Here is a 20,118-nt window from a genome sequence, read left to right on the forward strand (position 1 = left end):
GATGGGTGAACAGATCGTGCAAACCTCCGCACGAATGCGAGAAAACCGCAGAATCAAGGCCGGTTTGCACGAAAAATTCACCACTCCACGCGATACCGGTGAGACCGGACAGTGCCGAGGTGCAGCGGCGCGGGGCTTCGAACCACCGCCTCACGATCACCGCGCATACCAGTGGACTCGCTGCACGAACGAGCCGCTGGTCGTAGCGTGGTAGCCATGGGTGTGGGGACGAAATACGACGACAGCGGCATCCCGCCGAACGACCTCGGCCGCCGCCTCCGCGAAATCCGCGCCTGGCGCGGACTGAGCCTCGAAGCCGCCGCCGGACTAGCCGGAATCTCCTACGGATACCTCGGAAAACTCGAGCGAGGCGAGAAGTCGCTGGAGAACCGTCGCACCCTCGAGGCGATCGCGGCCGCATTGTGCGTGGCGCCGAGCGAGTTCACCGGGCGGCCATGGGAAGTTGCCGAGGGCCCCAGTGCGGAAGCCTATGGGGGAATCGCCGCCGCAGAACAAGCGCTCGACGTCTGCGAACTCGGAGATGATCCCGGTGTGGCAGTGAGGGCATGGGACGAGGTTGCCGCTGATCTGGATACGCTCGAGGAGCGACGCGGTGCTGGCGACTATCGGAACATCGGGAAGATGGCACCGCCACTGCTGCTTGAATTGCATGCCCTGTTTGTCCGCCGCCCGGAGTATCGCGAGCCGATCCTGCGCGGCATCATCGGTACCCTTTACGCGGTGATGGTGATGACCAAGCACCTCGGTGCCCGTGGCCTGCCGCTACTGGCTGGGAAAGCGGCACAAGCCACCGCCGACGAACTTGGTCGCCCCGAGTGGCGCGGCGCAGCGATGTGGATGCGGAACAACGTGACCGGCTCCCTGTCCCGCCCGCAGCATTACGCGCGGGCGGTCTCGACCGCCGATCAGATGACATCGTCCCTGAACGATGAAACCGTCTTGCAGTCCTACGGAATGCTTCACCTTTCGGCGGCGCTTGCCGCAGCTGTGCAATCGGACCGGACGACCGCGACAACGCACCTTGATGAGGCAGCCGCCGTGGCCGAACGCATGGATTCCGATGTCGGCACCTTCGGACGTATGTGGTTCGGGCGTATCAACGTTGCCGTCTGGCGGGCTTCGGTCGGGATAGAACTCGGCGACGGGCCGAGGGCACTCGAGGCCATTTCGGGAATCGGCATCGAGACGATTCCCGATCCTGCCCGGCTCGCCGGTTTCTACTCGGAGGCCGGACGCGTCATGCTCGCCGAACCGAAGACACGGGACTCGGGGCTAGCAACACTGTTGCGGGCAGAAAAGCTTGCACCGCAACGCATCCGCAGTGACCTGTTCGTGCGCGAGGCGGTGGCCGACCAACTCCGCGCCGCCCGTCGCGATGCCGGCGGCCGCGAACTACGCGGCCTGGCATGGCGGATCGGCATCGCCCCGGACTCCGGCGAGCCCCGCCGCTGACCGAACTCGCCGAATCCGCGCGCTAACCCCACACGGCGAGCCCGAGCGCCGAGTCCGCATGCCGACCCCACACGCCAAATCCGAAGCCCAGCCCACACATCAAGTTCGAACGCCGAACCCCCACGCCGAGAATTACTCACGTGCAAGCACAACACTCTGCGCCACAACGCATCCACGCCCACGTCGTTGTGCGGAAGAGGTAGCCGACAACTTCGCACCGCCCGCCGCGATGGCAACGGTCCGACCTAGAAGCCCCACATGACGGATCGGCATGGCTCGGACTCCGGCGGATCCGCCGCCTACTTCGCGCGACTTACCCGAGCACCGAAACCGAGCACCCGAGGCCGAACGCTGCCCGTGAGCGCGGGCCTGCGCGCATTCCGCTGTCGCACTTGTCCTTTCAGCACAGAAGGCGCGTGACTCGTCTCATACCTTGAGCTACGGCCCCATCGCCGGGTCCGTAGCCGGCCGAACCCCGGCTCCTCGGCGGTGGGCGCTCTTGCCGACCGAGGGGATGAAGGGGTGCGTCATGAAAGGCTGTGACTGGATCCTGTTGCTGCTCATCGCAGCACTGCTCGGACTGACCTTCGCCCTAGCGCGCCTACCCCTGCGAGGTGAACGCCGCCGCAAGGACTCCCAGCGGTGACGCCCGCCCACCCGATCGCGCTCGGCTGGGTCCATCCCGAATCCACCTCCCCGGACTGGGACACCGCCCAAGTCCGCCGCCTGGCCACCCGCCTCGGCTACCGCCTGGTCTGGCCTCCGGAATCCAGCCGCATCCCCCTGCCCGACCAGGTCCGCGCCACCGGCGCCGAAGCCGTAATCGCCCCGTCCACCCGACATTTCGACTTCCTCACCCTGAACGCGCTGATGACGATCGCCGACGTGGAAACCGTCCACCCCAGGCTCTCCTTCGCCCGCTGGGCCACTCGCCGATAGCCGAAAAACCGCTGCTGGACAACCAATTCGACAGCACCTTGGGCGCCCTCACGTGCCTGTCTGAAGGGCCCGCGCCGACGCGCGTCCGTCACGATCTCAGTATCTTCCGGCGCCTCCCTCGGATTCCCAGCGCTGCTCGCGGACATCGGTTTCCGCGTCACCGCTTCGTACGGTCATCGCCATGAGGTCGGCGACGGTCGCGGTGCAGGTCGGGTCGGCGGCCGCGCTCATGGCGGCGCGGGCGAGTTCGGCATTCGTGCGGGGCGGGACGATCAGCAACGCGATGGCCCGGCCCCCGCTTCCCAGCAAGCCGATCGTATGCGCCGGGCGGTGCCGATAGCCGTCGAGCCGTACTCGATGCTCCGCGGTGTTGAACGCCTTCGGGGCATCGGACCATTCGTCGAGGCAGTAGACCATGCGATGGATCGCGCCGTATCCGGGTTCGAACGTCGCCAGCAGAGCCGGAAGTTCGGCTACGAGATCATCCCCGTACGGCCACCATGCCCCGTCGAGGCCGCGGGATTCGTCGGCGTCGATCGTGTATCGCAGGCGCAGCGGTGGGCGCCGCGGCTGGGTCGAGGTGGATTGCAGCATCATTGTCGATTCTCCGATCCCGGTCGCGGCGCGACCGGTGCGATGGCCGCGAGGCCGGTGAGCAGAATGTCGAGGCCCCGTTCGAGCTCGGTGCCACCGTCGTAGGAGGCCAGGTCCGAGGCGACGCCGCGAAGCCGCGGAAACTCGGCCGGCGGTAGGCGTTGCAACCCGATCCGCAGCAGGTCGGTGGCTTCGCCGGGCTGCTCGATGAGCTCCTGGAACTCATCCAGCAGGTGACCGTAGAGAAATCCGAACAGGGCGCGAGAGATACGCAAGGCGTCCGCACCACTGAATTCGGCTCGGGCGAGCAGCTCCAGAATATGTTCCAGCGGCCGGAGACTGCCCAGGGGGCGTAGCCCGAAGGGGGTCACCAGCGGCCTGGTGACCAACACCGGTACCACGTTGGGGTGCGCCACGGCCAAGCGCCGGAAATCACGTGCGACAGCGCGGATTTGGTGCCGCCAGTCGGGATCGTCGGTGTCGACGACCAGTTGGTCGAGCACGACCTCGGTGACGCCGTCGAGGAGTGCCGCTTTGGAGGCGGTGTGGCGGTACAGCACCATCGGATCGCGGTCGAGAGCCTGACCGAGGCGGCGCATCGACAGCCGGCCGGCGCTGTCGCGGTCGACGATCTCGAGGGCGGCGGCCAGGATCGTGGCGCGGGTCATCGGGCGCTCGGAGGGGCCTGCTCGCGGGTCGTTCATCGTTTTCGCCGGCTTTCATCGCCCCATACTTACGCTGTAAGTCTACGCCGTAGACATACATTGTAGAAGGGCCTAGGCTGGACTCGACCGACCGCCTTCGGCCGTTCGATGGGGACGCCATCGTCGGCGAAGACGGTCGATGACCCCCTGGACGACGACACGGACTGCGCACCGCGCCCCGGACATATCGCCAGTGGAACGAAGAGTCAGCGATACAACGCATGTGACCGCGCCGAGGACACATCGTCGACTGATTCGCAGCATCGGCCCACTGCGGCCGAGACAGGAGCGTCGAATGACGCGGCACGACAACAGCATCCGCAGCGCGAAGCGATGATCATCATCCTGCCCCTGCTCGCCGGTGTAGCGATCGGAGCGGTCGTGACGGCCGTCGTCGATCGACGACGCTGCAACGCACATCATTCGGATCGCCGACCGAACCCCACCCGGCGCGAGGATACGGCGATCAGCCGGGATCTGAACGAACGCCGGTGGCTCGAGACATATCCGCACCCACCCCAGTTGGCGTGACCGGCTCGAACAACCGCACACCATCGGGCAAACCAACCGATTCGAGGAATCGTCATGATCGTCATCTTCGGACTCGTCATCCTGGTCGCCGCCGTAATCATCGGTGTCGTAGGAGTATTCGCCAACAGCGGCAACGACCACCTCCTGACCGACAACTTCGCGGTATTCGGCTATCACGTCACCGGATCCACCGGCGTGCTGTTCCTCTATGGCATGGTCGTCGGCGCCGTCGCGCTCGCCGGGCTGGGCCTGCTACTCGCCGGCGCCCGCCGCACCGCCCGTCGCGGACGCGCCGCCCGCGACGAACTCCGGTCTACTCGGCCGGGAACACCCGTCTACTACAGCCACACCGGCACAACCAGCGCGACAACCGAACCTGCCGAGGTCCCCGAGGAACGCACCCCCGGCCGCCGGACCTTGGCCCCCCGGCGCGGTATGGGAAGGATGTTCGGACGCCGCCCGGCGGTTCACTGACCACGGCCCGATTCGCAGGCCACGAACCCTATCCACCTGCACCTTCTCGGTGCCCCCGGTCGGACTCGAACCGACACTGTGCGGATTTTAAGTTCGCCTCCCGGTGTCCTTGCAGGTCATGGCGTCATTGGTCAGCGTTGGCTCAGTTGCGTGAACAGGGAAAATGAACGTTTGCCACGTTGGCAGCCGTTGTCAGACGGCTTAGCGTTGCGGACTGTCTGCGGACCAACGTCGCTTGCCTTCGTGGGGAACGTGATCGCTATCGAGCTGCCAGGTTACGAGCACAAGGGGCACACCGGTGGACTTGAGCCGTTTTGACACATGGATGCTGAGAAGAACGCTGCGGGTACGCGGAAGTCGGCTGTAATCTCTTGGCATGCGCGCACTTTGGGGCAGGAGCCCATCTTGTCTGCTGCTTCTGACAGTTAGAAGTTCCTGCCAACGTACCAAGCGGGTTAGCACCCGATGCCGGCCCAGCATCGATCGCGAGGGGGAAGCACAGTGAACGCCCAGCCATCAGGAAGCGCCTTGACTCAGCTGACGAGCAAGACTCTGACGATTGCGCAACTCTTTTCGCAAGAATACTTTTTCAGGGTGCCTGAATATCAGCGGCCTTTCTCGTGGGACGCGGATAATCTGCGAGACCTAATCGATGACCTGATGACCGCACGGCGCGACGCCGATTATTTTTTAGGCACCTTGGTGCTACACAACACCCACGGGCACGACTACGATATCGTCGACGGGCAGCAGCGCTTAACTGCACTTTGTATTCTGTTGGCATGTATACGAGATCTCCCTTGCATCAAGCATGACGATCAGATTCGTACAGAGATACAAGAGAAGATCCAGCAGCCTCGAAAGCGAATTGAAAAAGTACCTGCTAGGCATCGATTGGTTGTGCGCGACACATCCGTCTTCAATGGGATGGTCATCGCAGTCAACGGTACCGAGGATCACGCGGTTTTGACAAAGCCGACCCCGATCGAGCAAAGGTACCTGCTGGCGCGAGACATATTCCAAGAGCGTCTTGCACCTATCGGCGAAGATGAAGTTCTCCAACTTCTCGAATTTATCTACAACCGATGCGTTATCATATTTCTTGCCGCAGCAGAGTTCGCTCAAGCATTCCGATTGTTTACTGTCGTCAACGATAGAGGCAAGCAGCTGCGCAGGATAGATATTCTGAAAGCAAACAACATCGACCCAGCACTCATTCCCGATGACGAAACCCGCAAGAGGTACGCTCAGGAATGGGAGACGATGGAGAACAATCTCGGAGAAAAGGACTTTGAAGAGCTGTTTCATCTTATGCGGCTCATCTTTGTTAAGGACAAACCTCAGCATGATCTCGTCAAAGAGTTCGAGAACAGAATATTCAATAAGCCCGGGTTTCCCACTGCCGGCAGAAGGTTCATCGACGAGCTTGCAGTCTACGTGAAGTTGTACGATGAGCTATTCATAAGCCGAGACTTTCTTGAGAATGACGAGGACTCTACAAAATTCAATATTATGATGTCGGCGATGGTGGCCAACTTTAACGCGTCTGAGTGGCAAGCGTGCGTGCTCGCGTATGCGAAGAAGTTCGGAAAAGAAAGGATATACGAATTTGTACTTGCCCTAGAGAAAGTGTATCTCACCCATTGGGTTGCAGGGATGCGCAAGGATGAACGCTACTCGGTGTATACAGACCTCCTAAGGGCTATTGATTCCAGCCCCAGTCCCGAGGCGGCCTTCGATACCGCAAAAGACAGGTCCGACACCGGGGCCATCCAGGATGCATGCCTGGTGGACAACTTCTATTCGGTTGGGTACTGCAAGTACCTACTTCTCCGGGCGGAGTTCTCGGCCGGCGAGAACCATGCCATCAGAGAATTTACCGTTCGCTCGATCGAACATGTACTTCCGCAGAATCCCAAACCAGGTAGTGAATGGTTTCAATGGTTCACTAGGAGTCAAGCATCCGCAGTTGTCAATAAGGCAGGAAACCTCGTCCTGCTCAGCAAGGGGAAGAATTCCTCCGCGAGCAATAAAGAATTCTCCGAAAAGAAGGTCGCCTACCTCAATCCACGTGTATCCGACTTTCCAAGAAGCGTGCAAGTTTTGAACTACTCCGCCTGGACCAAAGATATAATCGAGCAGCGTACAGCCGATTTTTCAAAGCTCGTAATCCAGGATCCCTGGCAGCAGTGAATAGTGAATCAACCGCATTTGAGGATTTCTCGAATCACAACGAGTGAGTAAAAGATATCGACACCCTGCGGTTGGCCTCGCTGACGCGACGGTGTCTACTTGCGCCGTAGAGGGGTTCAGCTCCGTTCGTAGATCTGGGTGATCTCTCAGCGCGTTCCGACTGAACAGCAGTTTCAATCGAAAAACCACTCCCGAGCTGCACAAATGCATCTCGGGAGTTCTCGCGTGTTCTGGGGTGTTTCTGGCACCGGACGGCCTATAGACGGCCTGCTGTCCGGACCGCCGATGGCCCTGGTTGTGGTCGGGATGCGTCACAAGGTGGGCTGGCTCCCGCCTGCCCGATACGGCCTGCCCTTCTCGCGTAGAGGCTCCGGGGTCAAGGGTGGGGCGAATGCCCATCAGCGAAGCTGACGCCATCGGCGCCCTTGAGGCTGGAGGGGCGCGGGAACACAATGCAGGCCGACCACCACCAGGGCCACGCGGCCGAAGGTCGCGCAGGGAGATGACCAGAACGGGTCGGCCACGTGGATTAGTGTTTACACAGTGAGCGGGCAAGTGTCAGTGTGGGTTCCGATCATCGTGGGGGGCATTGGCATGCTCGGCACGGTAGTTGGTGCGCTTGGAGGGCAGTGGCTTGTCAATGCCGACCCAATCCTGAGCGGATGTTGCCGTCTCAAATTTGCGCAGCCCGGGTTGGTTAGTTGCTGGTTGTCCGGTCTTTGGCGAGGAGCTCCCGCCGCTGCCGGGTCCGGTAGGAATCACCAGTCAGGGTCAGGACCTCGGCGTGATGGACCAGGCGGTCGATCATCGCGGCCGCCACGACATCGTCGGAGAACGTCTCGCCCCAACGCCCGAACGGCAGGTTCGAAGTGACCATCATCGAACCCTGCTCGTAGCGGGAAGCGACGAGCTGGAAGAACAAATTCGCTGCGTCCTGGTCGAATGGGATGTAGCCGACCTCGTCGACAATGACCAGCCGGTAGCGGCGGATCTTCTTCAGCTCCGCCTCGAGCTGCCCCATCTGATGCGCAGCCGATAACCGAGTAATCCAGTTGTTCGCGGTGTCGAACAACACCGAATGTCCTGACTGGGCGGCCTTGACGCCCAGCCCGATCGCGAGATGGGTCTTCCCGATCCCCGGTGGGCCGAGCAGGATCACATTCTCCGCTTTAGCGACAAACGTGCTGGTCGCCAAGTGCGCCAACACATCCCGCCGCAGCGAGGGCAGGTGGTCGAGGTTGAAATCTTCGAGGGTTTTGACCTGCGGGAAATGCGCTGTCGCGATCCGCATCGCGGTGCCCTTGGCTTCGCGGTCGGAGACCTGACGCTGCAGGACCGCGGCCAAATACTCTTCGTGGGACCAGTTCTCGTCGCGGGCGTGTTCTGCGAGCTCTTCCCAGCAGTGCCCGATCGTCGGGGTCTTCAGGACCCGGGTCAGGTAGTGCAGCAGCGACGGGATCCCTTCGGCCGGCTGCGTTCGCGGTGCGGCGGTGAACTTGCTCATGACTACTGGTTGCTCGCTTCGGTCGGTGGAACAGGTGTGAAATCGACGCCGAACAGGGCGTCGTAATCGGGCAGCGGCCGCAGCATCACCGGATGCCCGTCGGTGTGGTGGCGGGCCGCGCGGGCGCGGCTGTCGCGGTCGGTGGCCAGTCCGGCGCGCAGCTGCTGGGCCAGCTCGACGTGAGCGGGATCGGTGATGACAACTCGCTGCGCCCAGCAGCGCTCGTGCTGGGCAACGACCTCACCGTCGCAGCGGGCGACCACCGCCGTCGGTGAGGCGGTGACATCGACGAACCGACCGATCACGCGCGGGTCGACCGAGTAGTCGACAGTGTCGACGCGAACGTAATAGTCACGCGCCAAACGGATCCGGTGGCTGAGCCCGACGATCGGGTCGACCGGCGGCAACGGTGTCATCGCCGCGTAGTCGATGTCGAACACCTCGACCGGGCGGCCTCCGATCGCGCGGACCGTGCGGTTGTTTGCGCGGACCAGCCATTCACTCAGCTGCGTGTTGAAATCCGCGGGCGAGGTGAACCGGCGGCCGGGCAGGAACGAGGTCTCCAGAAACCCGTTGCAGCGCTCGACCATTCCCTTGAACTCCGGGTCCCGCGGCGGCGCCAAGACGATCCTCGTCGCCAGAGTCCCCGCGAACGCCGCGGCCGGCTCGGTCACTTTCCCGGTGCCGCCGATTGCTGCTTCCCGGTCCCAGACAAGGGTTTTCGTGACCCGCCCGATCCCGGCGATCAGCTGCCACATCCCCGACAGCAAGTCCCCGGCTTGGCGCGACGGCAACATCACCGCGGTCAGCCACCGCGAATACGCCGACGTCATCACCAGCACCGGCAAGACCCTGGACTGGCCGTGACCGACCGGGATCTTCGCGGCGGGAAACCACAAGTCGCACTGGGTGGTCCGACCCGGCTCGTAATGGACTCGGTCGACCGGGTCGACACCGGCGTATTCAGGTCGGATCTTCTGGATCCGCGCCCGCAGGATCGACGACGAGTGCTTCCACCCGATCCGCTCGGCGATCACCGTCGCCGGCATCCGCGGAAACTCGGCCAGCAGTGCCCGGATCCGGGGCTCGACCTCGTCGGTCAGCGACCCGGCCGGTTTGCGCTCGTATTTCGGTGGCCGGTCCGACGCCAACGCAGCCCGCACCGTGTTCCGTGCGATCCCCAGCCGCCTGGCGATCTCGCTGATCGACACACCCTCAGACCGGTACAGCCGACGGATCTCGGCCCAGTCCTCCACAGAAATCACCCTCCACAGGAGTACAGGGCTGTTCAAAATTGAGTCGGCAGTTCCTGATCAGTATTGGGTCGGCACCGACATGGCTGTCTGCTCGGTTTGCTCGCATCAGGGAACACGACCACTACTGGCAGCAACAGCGCGTGGACATCTACGGCGAGTTCTTGCTGGCCCTCAAGACATGGGCGCAGACCCTGAGCGAGATGTGCGATATGTGGATGCTTGGCAAGAAGCCGTCGGATGCGTTGGAAACAGCCGCGGTCGATCAGCAGCTTGCGGTTGCTCGAGTGCTGGCGCGCCTGGAACTGGTGGCGTCACCACCCGCTGCTCGGACGTGCCGAGAGGGTTATGTGGTCTGTTTGGTTCGGTGGCGGGACCTGACTCGGTCGCAACCGTGGTCTGACAAGCCACCCGAGCCGAAGGACATCCAGGCGTACCGCGTGAGCTTGAGCCAAGTGCCAGATCTCGTGTGCGACGGCCTGCGCTGGTCACTCGGTTTGCCAAAGAATCCTGGGTAGGGCGACTGAGGCGCTCCTCTATCTATAGATATAAGGCGAATTCGGCAGCACACGAACTGAAACCGTGGCGGTTCCCCGGTGCGGACGGAAGGACCGTCGTCCGCACCGGGTGACCAGTGTCCCCGGTGTTGACCAGCACCGGGGCGATCGGCCCGGAGTCGACGTCGTTGGCGACTCACTCACGGCGGCGCTGCCGGTGGCCGAAGCGGTGGGAAGGGGCCGAAGCCCCCTCGGGGTCACTCGTAGGCGGCTGCGGGATCGTAGGCGTCGGCGGCTGCCTGACTGGTGAGGTCCTGGAGCTGGTGCGGTCGGCAGCGGTAGGTGGTGCGTCCGAACAGTGCGGGCTGGATTTCGGTGGCGGGGGCGTCGCAACCGCGGATTCCGCAGACGGAAGTGGTGGTGGTGCTCATCGGGAGGTCCTTCCTCGTTGCTGTGGTCGATCTGGGCTTGTCCAGACCACCGGTGTGGGGTGCGGAAAAGGGTGGGCGAATGCCCATCACGAAGTGACGCGAATGCGCCCTTTGCAGTGCCCTGCGCCGGTGGTATGCCTTCGGCAGATCGTCCACTGCAATGGGGAAGGATCGGTGAGCGCCGGAACCTGCTGGTGTGGAACCGAACTGCGCCGGCACCGTTACCGGAATCCTGGTGAGCTTCCTCGGGGATCGGCTACCGGTGGTGACCACAGCCGGTCGACTGAGCTGGTGGCCGGCTGATTCGGTCCCGACTGCGGGAGGCCAAGTCGGGTACGGCATTCGACGTGCCCAGCACTGCCTCGGTTGTTCGATGCAGGAAGTGAGCCAGTCAGGTACTCAGGCGTAGCGCGCTCGGGGTGGCGCCGACGCACCGACGCGCCCGCTTGCCGTAGCTTGCGGAGGCGGGCGGCTGCGCGGCGAAGTGCGGCGGCGGCGCGCCGTGCGCGCCGCCCTTGATCCTGTATGGCTGAATTCGGCAACGAGTACCGAGCAATCTGGGCGGCGAAGAATAAGCCATCCCCGACACGGGGTGCGGCTGTCGAACCGAAGGAACCGCGCAGCCTGGGCCTTCGTCGTACCGGTATGGACAGTGGACAACGCCGCGCGATCGCGGAGAGGTGGACACAGGCAAGGATGCGCAACTTGCTGGCAAAGATCTACGGCAGACCGCAACTGGTTCGTCGCAAGCGGTTGACGTATCAACGTGAGCTGTCGACCTACGTAGAAGGTCTCCGCTGCGAGGTATCGCGCACACCTTCTCGGCCGACCAACCTCATGGGGCACCGCCTTTAGATGGGCAGGTCACCATCTGGAGGTCGCTTCCTGGTGGTGGTCTGCCAAGGCGCTCTCGTATGTTCCGCTGGCGATAGAAGTCCCCTCCAGCGCACCATAGTCCGGGTACTTCTCCTTGATGGTGGGCGCCACCACGACTGCCATGGTCACCGGGTCAACCGCGATCAGACCAGCGTCGAAAAGTCTGTGGATGTCGGACCTCAGCAGCAAGCCCTCGTCCACATCGTGTATCCCGTGTGTAGCGAACGCTCGCAGATGCGCGGCATCTAGCGCCTTCACAGGGCATGGCCCCGTGATCGCACACACCAGTCCATAGCGTTGTAGCAACCGCTCGCGAAACTCCGCCTGTCCGTTCCGAACTCGCACCATGGACGTACGATGTCCACCCTTCGGAGGCGTCTGCTTCACACCTTCCATCGGCACATCGGAGACGGTTACCGAGATGCGATCCAGAAGCTTCCTGAGTCCCTCGAAATCGCATGGGCGGATCGCATTTTGCTTCGAGTTGTCCAGCAACAGTTCGAGCTCCGCAGCAGGCACGGCACCGTCAAGCGCTTGCCACTCGGCGCCATAGCTGGCGACATACAGCGCGACCGGGTCGTTGACCGTGAAGGCGACATCGAATTCGTACCGGCATCCTTTGGCCCTGCACAAGTAGTTCGTCGGCTTCCCGCTCTTACGATGAGACAAATCCGCCTTCCCGCACTTCGGACACCTGTGAATGGTCTTCGTCCCCGGTTCCGCGGTCAGTCCATCCACACGGGATACGCCATACACGTAGCTGGTATCCCGCAGCACGACCGTGTCCCCGATCTTGACCTGCAAGTGGTTGGCCACGTTGCTGTCGTAGGCGTAGTGCGACCCGAGGGCGTCCGGGTAACCGTCGTTGCTCACCCACGAGCGATCTTCCATCTTGGTCAGCAGCGACCAAGCCTTCATCTCTTGCTGTTCGCCGGCCACAAAGTCTCCGATCTACGCTGGGGCGCACCAGCTTACGGTCGGGGTACGACACTTCCGGCATGCAATAAGACAGTCGGCTAGCCTCCCCGCCCGTTCCGAAACTCTTTCCCAAGAGCGGAATCGTTGCTGCGACTAAGCACGTGCGACCCGTCTAGAAGCGGAGCAGCTAGGCCTAAGCCTTAAGCCGCAGTGCTCCGACCAAGGCGGTCATATGCGTGATGACTGCGTCTGGCGAATATACAGCGAACCGATCGAGCTTTTCGGGGCGGTTTGCAAGCGCGACGCATGCGACCTCCGCAGAGCGGGCCGCTTGGATGTCGGTTGTCGAATCGCCCACGAAAACAGCGTCTTTGGGCTCGACGGACAGGCTCGATATCGCGGCATTGAGGAGGTATGGGCTCGGCTTCAGCTTTGACAGGTCGGAGCTGGTGCGACCAAATATCCCCGAAACGTACTGGCTCAGCTCGTGCTTCGCGAGGTACGACGAGATGGCTCCGACAGAATTGTTACTCACGATCGCAATCGAGTAACCGCGGCTCGCAGCGCTACGGATCGCGTCCCCTGCACCGGACGTCGGGCGAGCAATCGCCACTGCCTCCAACTCGATGAGAGTGAACTCTCGGTCTATCCGTCTACCAGTCTCGGGTCCGACACTCACGGCGTAGTGCAGGACGTCGAACGGGTCCGCCGTGCCAGCAATTTCATCAGTGACCGCACCACCGAGGTGACTCAGTAGTCGTTCGGAAGCCTCTCGATTGGTAAGTCCTGAAAAGACGGCGCAAATTGGGCCATCGAAGTCGAGAAGCAAGGAACGCCGGCCGCTGAGTAGTGCGGATAGCCCGCTCACGGCTGGTAGTCCCTCGCGACCGTGGTCCAGATGCTGTCGAACCAAAGTTGGGATTGGCTCACAAACTGGCTGTCCTTCGAGTCTGGATCGACGTCACGCGCATGCTGGAACAGCGTTGCGTCTTTGCCCATCAGATCCCAGATGGCAGTGCTCTCGCCATCCAACTCAAGCTTGTGCTCTCGCACCGGGTAGTAGCCGAAGAATGCCTGTTCTCCGTTGAGGATGTACAGCTTGAACAACGGCACCGATGGGAAGGTGCGTATCTGAGCTGTTGCGGTCGTCACCAGGCCGAGCGACGCCAGTTCGTGCACCGAATCGATGATCGCGAGACTATGTCGCTCCATGATTCGATTCGCTCGTTTTCGGAATGCGGGGCTGTCGCTGAGGTCGTCGGTCTTCGACGGCAGATGCCACGGAATCGAGGCGTCCGGAACAAGCAGCCGAATCGCAAGCGAGTCCGGCCGTAGCCGACCTTCACGAATGCGGTCAAGTGGCTCCGCTATCGCTCCGTGAAGCGTCTCACCGGAGAAGCCCGCGAAATCAATTGTGACGGTAGGAGCTTCAAACGAGCGTTCGATATGTGGCCGAAGACCCACCGGACGTTCTGTACGTTCGCGCACGAAGACCCCAGAGCCCTTGCGCGATACCACTAGCCCCTCTTCGCGCAGTATCCGGATCGCCTGCTCGGCAGTCGTTTTCGCTACGCCGTACCGCTCGACAAGCTGAGGCCCGGACGGCAACTTCTCGCCCGGCGAGAACTTCCGGGTGAGGATTGCGGCTCTGAGCACATTGGCGATCTGCTGCGATGCGGGCCGGGGGTCATCGGGGTCTATGGCGTCCACGCTGCGATTTTACCGGTTTACCTAGGTTCCCCAGGAAAGTATTGACCTCCCTAGGGAGGTGAGGTAAATTGAAACCTACCTAGGGAGACTAGGGAGCATGAGGTTTCAACCCTCCAAACTGGCTAGGAGTGAGTGCGATGGCTTTGAAGGATGTTTGGTTCACCCCGGAGTTCAGCGATGCGTTCCCGATGGGCTTGTTCCTGCTGGGCGAGATTCAGCCGATCACCGAGTTCAGCAACGACCGCAACGCGCCGAAGATCCAGAAGTCTGACTGGGACCGGGACGGTAACGGGACCGGCCTGCGGCTGTGGAAGGGCACGGTGATGGACCCCGCCGCGATGAACGCGCGAAACGCTGGCTTCGACGTCACCTTCGTGACCAATCAGCGCCCGGTTCCCTCGGCGCCGGCCATCTCGGAAGGCGTGTACCCGATCGTGCTGGAGGGCTTGCAGGTCAAGCCGAAGGTCGCCGGTTCGGGTGAGTACAAGACGCTGGGTTTCAACATCCGCGCGAGCGGCATCAAGGGCGACAACTCCGGTGCCAAGCAGCCGCCGAACAACGTCGGGGCCTCGCGTCCGGCCGACGAGAAGGCGGCGTGACCGGCTATGTCGCACATGACGATTACCCGTTCGGGCTGGGATGGCGTGGCAGTTGAGTACCGTCCCGCCCGCCGGATCGAAGGTATCAACGTCAGCGCGGGTGTCTCGGTCGAGTTGACCGTCGAGACCGGTGCTGCGGCGTTGGTGTTCTCGATCGCGGATGCCCGCACGGTGTCGGCGGCTCTGTCGCAGATTCTGATGCTGCACGATGCGGCGGAGCGTCTGGCTGCTGAGAAGGCGGTGGCGTGATGGCCGACCGTGAGTTCAATCGGCTGGTGTCGGAGGCTCTCGTGCGGATGCTCGATCGCGCGGACTGTGACGGCGTAGGCCGGTACGCCTCGATGACGCTGTTCGATGGCGAGGCGGAGTCGGCGATCAGTTGGCCTCGTTTGGCTTGCGCGGCGGCTGAGAAGGCCGTGGCGTGATGTTCACGGCTGAGCGGGGAATGCGTGCGGCGCGGGTGTTCGCGGTCCTGGTGATCGTGGGCGTCGGTGCCGCCGCGTTCCGCCTTTCCTTCGCCACCTTGCGCGACCTCGCGCAACTGGCACATATCCCGCGCTCGGATGCGTGGCTGTTCCCGCTGATCATCGACGGCACGATCGTGCAAGCCACCGCCGGCGCGCTGGTGCTGGCGAAGTCCCCGGAACGCAAGTTCTTCAACTGGGTTCTCGCGGTGGGCGCGGTGGTGTCGGTGGCGGGCAACAGCATTCACGCTGTCGCCAATGGTCATCCGCTTCCGCCGTGGTTGTGCGCGATCGTCGCGGCTATCGCCCCTATATCGCTGCTGGTGGACACGCATGGTCTCGCGGTGCTGTTCCGCACGGCCCGCAATCCCGAACCTGTCACGGAGTCCGAAGCGGCTCCCGTGTCGGAGCCCGTCTCCGAACCCGTTGCGGCACCGGATGTTCCGGAGCCGACCGAAGTTCCCGCGCCCGAGCCCGTACCGGCACCTGTTCGTCCGGTGGCGCGCTCTGTTCGTTCTGTGCGACCGGTGCAAGACATGCTGCCGATCGCGGTCCCGGTGGGGAGCTGATCTGTCATGGATACCCGTATCAATGGTGCTGCCACGGTGGGCATTACCGCTCTCGGCGCGACTGCGGCGGTTCTCGGGGTCGCTGGGTTCTTGGCCTTCGGGCCGCGTCACGAGGTGGCCCCGGCCGCGGTGCAGCACTCCACGAATCCGGCGGGATGCGTCATGTTCTGCGACGAACCCGCTCCCCCGCCGGCGGACGGGCACGGGTGCAGCTTGTTCTGCAACGATCCCGCCTTGCCCCCGGCTACCGACAACGGTTGCCGCCTGTTCTGCGAACTCGAAACCCTGAAAGAGGAAAACCGATGACCGCCGTCGACATGGTGCCCTACGCGGTCGCTGCGGGCGGTGCCCTGGTCTTCATGGCTTACCTGCTGCCGTGGGGCCGCCGACCCGCCACCACCACCGCCCGTGCGCTGGAACAGATCATGGAAGAAGCGCCCGCGACGCTGCGGCCGGCGGTGCTCGCGTTCGCCTCCACCGCCCATGCGTGGCAGATGTTCGCCGACCTGAAACTCGGCTCGATCGAGACCGGGTTCCCGCGGGTCGAGTGGTGGGACTACAGCCCCCACGGCATGACCATCGATCTGCTGATGCGGGGCGGACAGACCTTGTCGGATTGGTCCAATGACGACACCCGTAACCGGCTGGCCGACTACATCGCCGTTCCGGCCGTCACCGCGTCATCGCCGGCGCCGGGCTGGGTGCGGTTGGAAATCCGCGTCCATGACACTCTCGCCGAACCGGCTACTACTTCGATCCTGGAGGCGACCGGGGTCGATCTGGAAGCGGCGATGGTCGGTGTCCGTGAGGACGGCACCCCGTGGCTGCTGCGCATCCTCTACACCCACATCCTGCTCGCGGGTGCCACCGGTTCGGGTAAGGGTTCGGTGCTGTGGTCGATCCTCGCGGCGCTGGGTCCGGCGATCAAAGCCGGGTACGTGGATGTGTGGATGATCGACCCGAAGGGCGGTGTGGAGTTCGGCAAGGGCGAAAACCGCATCTTCGTCGAGTTCGCCACGAACGCCGAAACCATCCTCGCGGCGCTGGAAAAGGCCGTGAAGGTGATGGACGAACGGCTGGCACGCATGCGGGCTGCCGGGTTGCGGAAGCTGGTTCCCACGCCGGATGAACCGTTGATCCTGATCATGATCGATGAGGCGGCGTCGCTGTCGTCGTACGCGGAGAAGGACGAACGCGAGAAGTTCCGGCGTCTGACGGGCATGTTGCAGTCCAAGGGCCGCGCGGCCGCGGTGTCGGTGGTGGCTGCGTTGCAGGACCCGAGCAAGGAGACCATGCCCAACCGGCAACTGTTCCCCGTCCGGATCGGGCTCCGGCTGGACGAACCGAACCAGGTAGCCATGGTCCACGGCCAAGGCGCACGAGACCGCGGCGCGTTGTGCGACCAGATCTCCGAACACACGCCCGGGGTCGGATACGTCGGCGAAGACGGCACCACCGAATTCACCCGTGTCCGGGCGTTCTGGATCACCGATGACCAGATCAATCAGATTGTCGAAACCTACTCGCTGGCAACGGATTTCGCGCCGACTGAGGACTATTCCGGTTTCGATCCCGATGACCTCGGAGACGGTCTCGAAGCGGCCTGACCGCAATTCTTCGGGGGATTTCTGACCTTCTGCCCAATTCCGGGCTTCGTTCCGCGCGCCTTCATCCGATGGTCGCGCACCACCTTTGAACAGGAGAAACCATCATGAAGCGCAACCGCCGCCCCGCCCTCGTCGCCGACGCCGGATACGAGGAGGACGTGATCGACCTGCAAGCCCACCGCCGCTGCCGTCTGGAGCGCCGTGGACTGGATCCGGTGTCGATCGCGGTGCACCTGCTCGCCGAAACCGGGTCAGCTCCCTCGGGCTGGGACTTCGACCCCGACGGCGGAGAGGACTGGGCCGCATGAGCACCAAACCATCTGCCTCGCAGGTCAATCCGATCGTTCAGGCCGCGGCCGACCAGGTAGAGGCCAAGCGGCGTCGCCCCGCCAAGGCGAAGGACCTCCCGCGCTGGGAGTGCCGAGACCAACTCTCCTTGTTCGATCCCTCAGAAGTGGTGGAGAAATGACCAACCATCAGCAGTCGCAGTCTCAGAAGTTGGATGTGTTCGACCTGTTCGCTCTCGGGGTGTTGCAGGGGATCGGGTTCGTGTTCGTGGCCGCCTGGTGGGCGGTGCTGTTCCCGATGATCTCGATTCCGGTCGGGATCGCTGTTGCTGCTTGGGTTTTGGTGTCGTGGGTGCTGGGTGTCGTGGTGGTCGGGGTGTTCATCGCGGGGATGGTGCTGTGGCGACTGCGGAGCCCGCAGACCTTCGAGCGCTGGATCACCTCACGGGCACGACACCGGGCCGTCTCCTGGTGGCGATACCGCCGGCACTGGGCCAGACTCGCCATCGCCTGTCACTTGGGCGTACGAGACATCGACGGCACTATGCGCGCTCCCCGGCTGATCGGGATCACCACCTCATCCTCGGTGGATCGGTTGCGGGTGCGGATGCTGGAGGGCCAGTGCCCCGACGACTACGCCGAACGAACCTCCCGGATCGCGCACACCTTCGGAGCCCTGGACTGCCGCGCCACCATCGTCGGCCCGGGAACAGTGGAACTGGTTCTACGGCACAAGGATTCGCTCGCCGAAACGGTCACTCTGCCCCGAATCGGCGGCGAGGACCGGCGGAAGGACGCAGCCTGATGAACGCAACAGCACCGGAACCGCGGTTGACCGCCCAGCAACGACGTTCCATCCCGAACCTGGTGGAAATCGCCCAGGCCACCGCCGAGAAGTTCGATGTGTGCCAGCGACCGATCCCGATGCGGATTGAGGACCCGAAAACCGGCACCGTCACCTACGAGGGCGCTCCGTGCAAGTCCACGATGGAATCGGTGTGCCCGGCCTGCGCGAAAGCCAACCGCGCCCTGCGGATTCAGCAGTGCCGCGAGGGCTGGCACATCGCCTCCGAACCGGTCGAATACAAGCCCGAACCCACCGAAGCACAGACCGCGATCATCGCCGCTCGCTCCGATCTGGCCGAGCAGTATCGGACCGCGGTCGCTGACGGTGACGAGGACGCCGCGGCCGGTATCAAGGAAGTGGTCGCGGACCTGGATGCGGAACTGCGGGAACTGGGTGTGCGTGGTCGGTTGCCGAGTCTGGATGAGACCGGGAAGGATCGCCGGCGGCGTTCTACTCGTCGGCGCCAGGATGTGCCGGACCTGCCTCGCCGCAAGGTCGAAAAGCGCACCCTGGGCAAGGAAATCGGCGGCTACCTGTCCAGCATGTTCGTCACCCTCACCATGCCCTCCTACGGCCGCATCAACCAGGACGGCGCGACCGACGACAAGGGCCAACCCTGCTCGGACGGCTCACCGGTCCACCCCGGCAGCTACGACTACCAGCGCCAGGCCCGCGACGCGGTGTTCTTCTCCAAGCTGGTTGATCGCTGGATTCAGAACCTGCGGCGTGCTGTCGGTTGGGACGTGCAGTACTTCGCGGTGGTCGAACCCCAGAAACGCGGCGCACCTCACCTTCACATCCTGATTCGTGGCGCAATCTCCCGCGAACTGCTCAAGCAGGTGACCGCGGCGACCTACCACCAGGTGTGGTGGCCTCGCTTCGATCAGGAGAACCGCGTCTACGGCGGTGACTATCAGCCGATCTGGGATCACCGCCAAGCGACCTTCGTGGACCCGGCCACCCATCAGCCGTTGACGTTCTGGGATGACGCGCTGGACATCCTCGACTCGGTAGACGATCTCGAGCCGGCGCATGTGGTGCGGTTCGGGACCCAGATGGATCGCCAGCAGATCAAGGGCGTGATCGCGGAGAAGGCCGGCAAGACCATCGGCTACGTCACCAAATACCTGGTGAAATCGATCAGCGAAATCATCGAACCTCGCTCCGATCGGGCGGCCGACCACTACGACCGGTTGCACGCCGAGCTGCAGAACGTTCCATGCTCACCGCGCTGCCCGGTCTGGCTCGAATACGGCATCGTCCCCCAAGGCGCCACCAGCAAGACCATCCCCGGCCGCTGCAAGGGCAAAGCGCACCGCCGAGACACCCTCGGCATGCCCGGCCGCCGAGTCCTCGTCTCCCGCCGATGGACCGGCAAGACGCTGCCGGATCACAAGGCCGACCGCGCGGAATTTGTTCGGCAACTGCTCGCCGAAGTCGGAATCCAGCGCCCCGACACCTCACACCTGCGAATCACACCGGTAGAGCCGGGCGACAAGGAACGGCCCTTGCGTGAGCACCTGATCATGGGCGCGATCGCCAAGCGAACGAAGTGGCGAGCCGAGTACTTGAGAGCCCAGCTCGCATTGGCACCGGATGGGTCGCAACAAACTTCGGCAATCGACCACGCAGCATAGGAAGGGGACTG

At 63.3% G+C, this 20,118-nt stretch carries 22 protein-coding genes; 14 read left to right on the forward strand and 8 right to left on the reverse strand.

Annotation, left to right across the window (positions count from 1 at the left end; genetic code table 11):
• Nucleotides 1–216: 216 nt before the first annotated feature.
• Together AC5592_RS13895 and AC5592_RS13900 are read left to right on the forward strand one after the other, a co-directional pair.
• Complete coding sequence (locus AC5592_RS13895) at nucleotides 217–1,473, forward strand: helix-turn-helix domain-containing protein (protein ID WP_063064428.1); 1,257 nt, start codon at nucleotides 217–219, stop codon at nucleotides 1,471–1,473.
• Nucleotides 1,474–2,115: 642 nt separating this feature from the next.
• A complete protein-coding gene (locus tag AC5592_RS13900; RefSeq protein WP_036505139.1) occupies nucleotides 2,116–2,412 on the forward strand; it encodes a hypothetical protein in 297 nt (98 codons plus the stop codon).
• Nucleotides 2,413–2,508: 96 nt separating this feature from the next.
• On the opposite strand, the gene AC5592_RS13905 is transcribed toward AC5592_RS13900, so the two are convergent.
• Nucleotides 2,509–3,009, reverse strand: coding sequence for a DUF5994 family protein (locus AC5592_RS13905; RefSeq protein ID WP_051024999.1), 501 nt, complete (start codon nucleotides 3,007–3,009; stop codon nucleotides 2,509–2,511).
• Nucleotides 3,006–3,674 (reverse strand): TetR/AcrR family transcriptional regulator, encoded by a 669-nt coding sequence (locus AC5592_RS13910; protein ID WP_371507211.1) that lies wholly within the window; start codon nucleotides 3,672–3,674, stop codon nucleotides 3,006–3,008. The genes AC5592_RS13905 and AC5592_RS13910 overlap by 4 nt, the downstream gene beginning before the upstream one ends.
• A 621-nt stretch (nucleotides 3,675–4,295) precedes the next feature.
• On the opposite strand from AC5592_RS13910, the gene AC5592_RS13915 reads away from it, so the two are divergent.
• Nucleotides 4,296–4,715, forward strand: a complete 420-nt coding sequence (locus tag AC5592_RS13915) for a hypothetical protein (protein ID WP_232329347.1) — start codon at nucleotides 4,296–4,298, stop codon at nucleotides 4,713–4,715.
• Nucleotides 4,716–5,180: 465 nt separating this feature from the next.
• Nucleotides 5,181–6,908: a DUF262 domain-containing protein gene (locus AC5592_RS13920; RefSeq protein WP_084506662.1), complete on the forward strand. Its 1,728-nt coding sequence runs from the start codon at nucleotides 5,181–5,183 to the stop codon at nucleotides 6,906–6,908.
• A gap of 697 nt (nucleotides 6,909–7,605) precedes the next feature.
• Here the strand turns inward: AC5592_RS13920 and istB are convergent.
• Nucleotides 7,606–8,412 (reverse strand): IS21-like element helper ATPase IstB, encoded by an 807-nt coding sequence (gene istB / locus AC5592_RS13925; protein ID WP_063064432.1) that lies wholly within the window; start codon nucleotides 8,410–8,412, stop codon nucleotides 7,606–7,608.
• 2 nt (nucleotides 8,413–8,414) lie between these two features.
• Nucleotides 8,415–9,677, reverse strand: coding sequence for an IS21 family transposase (gene istA, locus AC5592_RS13930; RefSeq protein WP_063064433.1), 1,263 nt, complete (start codon nucleotides 9,675–9,677; stop codon nucleotides 8,415–8,417).
• Between the two features lie 131 nt (nucleotides 9,678–9,808).
• On the opposite strand from istA, the gene AC5592_RS13935 reads away from it, so the two are divergent.
• A complete protein-coding gene (locus tag AC5592_RS13935; protein ID WP_063064434.1) occupies nucleotides 9,809–10,183 on the forward strand; it encodes a hypothetical protein in 375 nt (124 codons plus the stop codon).
• Between the two features lie 236 nt (nucleotides 10,184–10,419).
• Here the strand turns inward: AC5592_RS13935 and AC5592_RS13940 are convergent, their stop codons facing one another.
• From AC5592_RS13940 to AC5592_RS13955, 4 genes are all read right to left on the reverse strand, one after another.
• Nucleotides 10,420–10,593 carry a hypothetical protein gene (locus AC5592_RS13940; protein WP_157121844.1) on the reverse strand — a complete coding sequence of 58 codons (174 nt, stop codon included), beginning with the start codon at nucleotides 10,591–10,593 and terminating at the stop codon, nucleotides 10,420–10,422.
• A gap of 864 nt (nucleotides 10,594–11,457) precedes the next feature.
• Nucleotides 11,458–12,408 (reverse strand): HNH endonuclease, encoded by a 951-nt coding sequence (locus tag AC5592_RS13945; protein WP_063064435.1) that lies wholly within the window; start codon nucleotides 12,406–12,408, stop codon nucleotides 11,458–11,460.
• Nucleotides 12,409–12,580: 172 nt separating this feature from the next.
• Nucleotides 12,581–13,255: an HAD family hydrolase gene (locus AC5592_RS13950; RefSeq protein ID WP_371507212.1), complete on the reverse strand. Its 675-nt coding sequence runs from the start codon at nucleotides 13,253–13,255 to the stop codon at nucleotides 12,581–12,583.
• Entirely contained in the window at nucleotides 13,252–14,097 is an 846-nt protein-coding gene (locus tag AC5592_RS13955) for a GntR family transcriptional regulator (RefSeq protein WP_063064437.1), read from the reverse strand. Before AC5592_RS13955 ends, AC5592_RS13950 begins: the two co-directional genes overlap by 4 nt.
• A gap of 137 nt (nucleotides 14,098–14,234) precedes the next feature.
• Between AC5592_RS13955 and AC5592_RS13960 the strand changes: the two genes are divergently transcribed.
• From AC5592_RS13960 to AC5592_RS14000, 9 genes are all read left to right on the forward strand, one after another.
• A complete protein-coding gene (locus AC5592_RS13960; RefSeq protein WP_063920307.1) occupies nucleotides 14,235–14,696 on the forward strand; it encodes a hypothetical protein in 462 nt (153 codons plus the stop codon).
• A gap of 15 nt (nucleotides 14,697–14,711) precedes the next feature.
• Nucleotides 14,712–14,945 carry a hypothetical protein gene (locus AC5592_RS13965; protein WP_157121846.1) on the forward strand — a complete coding sequence of 78 codons (234 nt, stop codon included), beginning with the start codon at nucleotides 14,712–14,714 and terminating at the stop codon, nucleotides 14,943–14,945.
• The gene (locus tag AC5592_RS13970; protein ID WP_157121848.1) at nucleotides 14,945–15,121 is read left to right on the forward strand and encodes a hypothetical protein; all 177 of its coding nucleotides are present in this window, start codon (nucleotides 14,945–14,947) and stop codon (nucleotides 15,119–15,121) included. The genes AC5592_RS13965 and AC5592_RS13970 overlap by 1 nt, the downstream gene beginning before the upstream one ends.
• Before the next feature lie 35 nt (nucleotides 15,122–15,156).
• On the forward strand, nucleotides 15,157–15,729 hold the full coding sequence (locus AC5592_RS13975) for a DUF2637 domain-containing protein (protein ID WP_232329348.1): 573 nt from the start codon (nucleotides 15,157–15,159) through the stop codon (nucleotides 15,727–15,729).
• Between the two features lie 302 nt (nucleotides 15,730–16,031).
• Nucleotides 16,032–17,336, forward strand: coding sequence for an FtsK/SpoIIIE domain-containing protein (locus tag AC5592_RS13980; protein WP_063064443.1), 1,305 nt, complete (start codon nucleotides 16,032–16,034; stop codon nucleotides 17,334–17,336).
• A 104-nt stretch (nucleotides 17,337–17,440) separates the two neighbouring features.
• Entirely contained in the window at nucleotides 17,441–17,644 is a 204-nt protein-coding gene (locus AC5592_RS13985) for a hypothetical protein (protein WP_030518994.1), read from the forward strand.
• Nucleotides 17,641–17,805, forward strand: coding sequence for a hypothetical protein (locus tag AC5592_RS13990; protein WP_198163830.1), 165 nt, complete (start codon nucleotides 17,641–17,643; stop codon nucleotides 17,803–17,805). The genes AC5592_RS13985 and AC5592_RS13990 overlap by 4 nt, the downstream gene beginning before the upstream one ends.
• The gene (locus AC5592_RS13995) at nucleotides 17,802–18,428 is read left to right on the forward strand and encodes a hypothetical protein (RefSeq protein ID WP_063064444.1); all 627 of its coding nucleotides are present in this window, start codon (nucleotides 17,802–17,804) and stop codon (nucleotides 18,426–18,428) included. The genes AC5592_RS13990 and AC5592_RS13995 overlap by 4 nt, the downstream gene beginning before the upstream one ends.
• A complete protein-coding gene (locus AC5592_RS14000) occupies nucleotides 18,428–20,107 on the forward strand; it encodes a replication initiator (RefSeq protein ID WP_198163831.1) in 1,680 nt (559 codons plus the stop codon). Before AC5592_RS13995 ends, AC5592_RS14000 begins: the two co-directional genes overlap by 1 nt.
• The last annotated feature ends 11 nt before the right edge of the window (nucleotides 20,108–20,118 follow it).

It is taken from the genome of Nocardia violaceofusca NBRC 14427, from assembly GCF_963869435.1.
Taxonomy (GTDB): Bacteria; Actinomycetota; Actinomycetes; order Mycobacteriales; family Mycobacteriaceae; genus Nocardia; species Nocardia aobensis.

Excerpts from the sequence above, each read along its gene's own strand:
- AC5592_RS13960 (WP_063920307.1), top strand. The coding sequence starts at position 14,235 with ATGGCTTTGAAGGATGTTTGGTTCACCCCGGAGTTCAGCGATGCGTTC.
- AC5592_RS13985 (WP_030518994.1), top strand. The coding sequence starts at position 17,441 with ATGAAGCGCAACCGCCGCCCCGCCCTCGTCGCCGACGCCGGATACGAG.
- AC5592_RS13940 (WP_157121844.1), bottom strand. The coding sequence starts at position 10,593 with ATGAGCACCACCACCACTTCCGTCTGCGGAATCCGCGGTTGCGACGCC.
- AC5592_RS13910 (WP_371507211.1), bottom strand. The coding sequence starts at position 3,674 with ATGACCCGCGCCACGATCCTGGCCGCCGCCCTCGAGATCGTCGACCGC.
- AC5592_RS13895 (WP_063064428.1), top strand. The coding sequence starts at position 217 with ATGGGTGTGGGGACGAAATACGACGACAGCGGCATCCCGCCGAACGAC.
- AC5592_RS13980 (WP_063064443.1), top strand. The coding sequence starts at position 16,032 with ATGACCGCCGTCGACATGGTGCCCTACGCGGTCGCTGCGGGCGGTGCC.
- AC5592_RS13905 (WP_051024999.1), bottom strand. The coding sequence starts at position 3,009 with ATGATGCTGCAATCCACCTCGACCCAGCCGCGGCGCCCACCGCTGCGC.
- AC5592_RS14000 (WP_198163831.1), top strand. The coding sequence starts at position 18,428 with ATGAACGCAACAGCACCGGAACCGCGGTTGACCGCCCAGCAACGACGT.
- AC5592_RS13990 (WP_198163830.1), top strand. The coding sequence starts at position 17,641 with ATGAGCACCAAACCATCTGCCTCGCAGGTCAATCCGATCGTTCAGGCC.
- AC5592_RS13920 (WP_084506662.1), top strand. The coding sequence starts at position 5,181 with ATGCCGGCCCAGCATCGATCGCGAGGGGGAAGCACAGTGAACGCCCAG.
- AC5592_RS13995 (WP_063064444.1), top strand. The coding sequence starts at position 17,802 with ATGACCAACCATCAGCAGTCGCAGTCTCAGAAGTTGGATGTGTTCGAC.
- AC5592_RS13970 (WP_157121848.1), top strand. The coding sequence starts at position 14,945 with ATGGCCGACCGTGAGTTCAATCGGCTGGTGTCGGAGGCTCTCGTGCGG.
- AC5592_RS13915 (WP_232329347.1), top strand. The coding sequence starts at position 4,296 with ATGATCGTCATCTTCGGACTCGTCATCCTGGTCGCCGCCGTAATCATC.
- istB (WP_063064432.1), bottom strand. The coding sequence starts at position 8,412 with ATGAGCAAGTTCACCGCCGCACCGCGAACGCAGCCGGCCGAAGGGATC.
- AC5592_RS13965 (WP_157121846.1), top strand. The coding sequence starts at position 14,712 with ATGACGATTACCCGTTCGGGCTGGGATGGCGTGGCAGTTGAGTACCGT.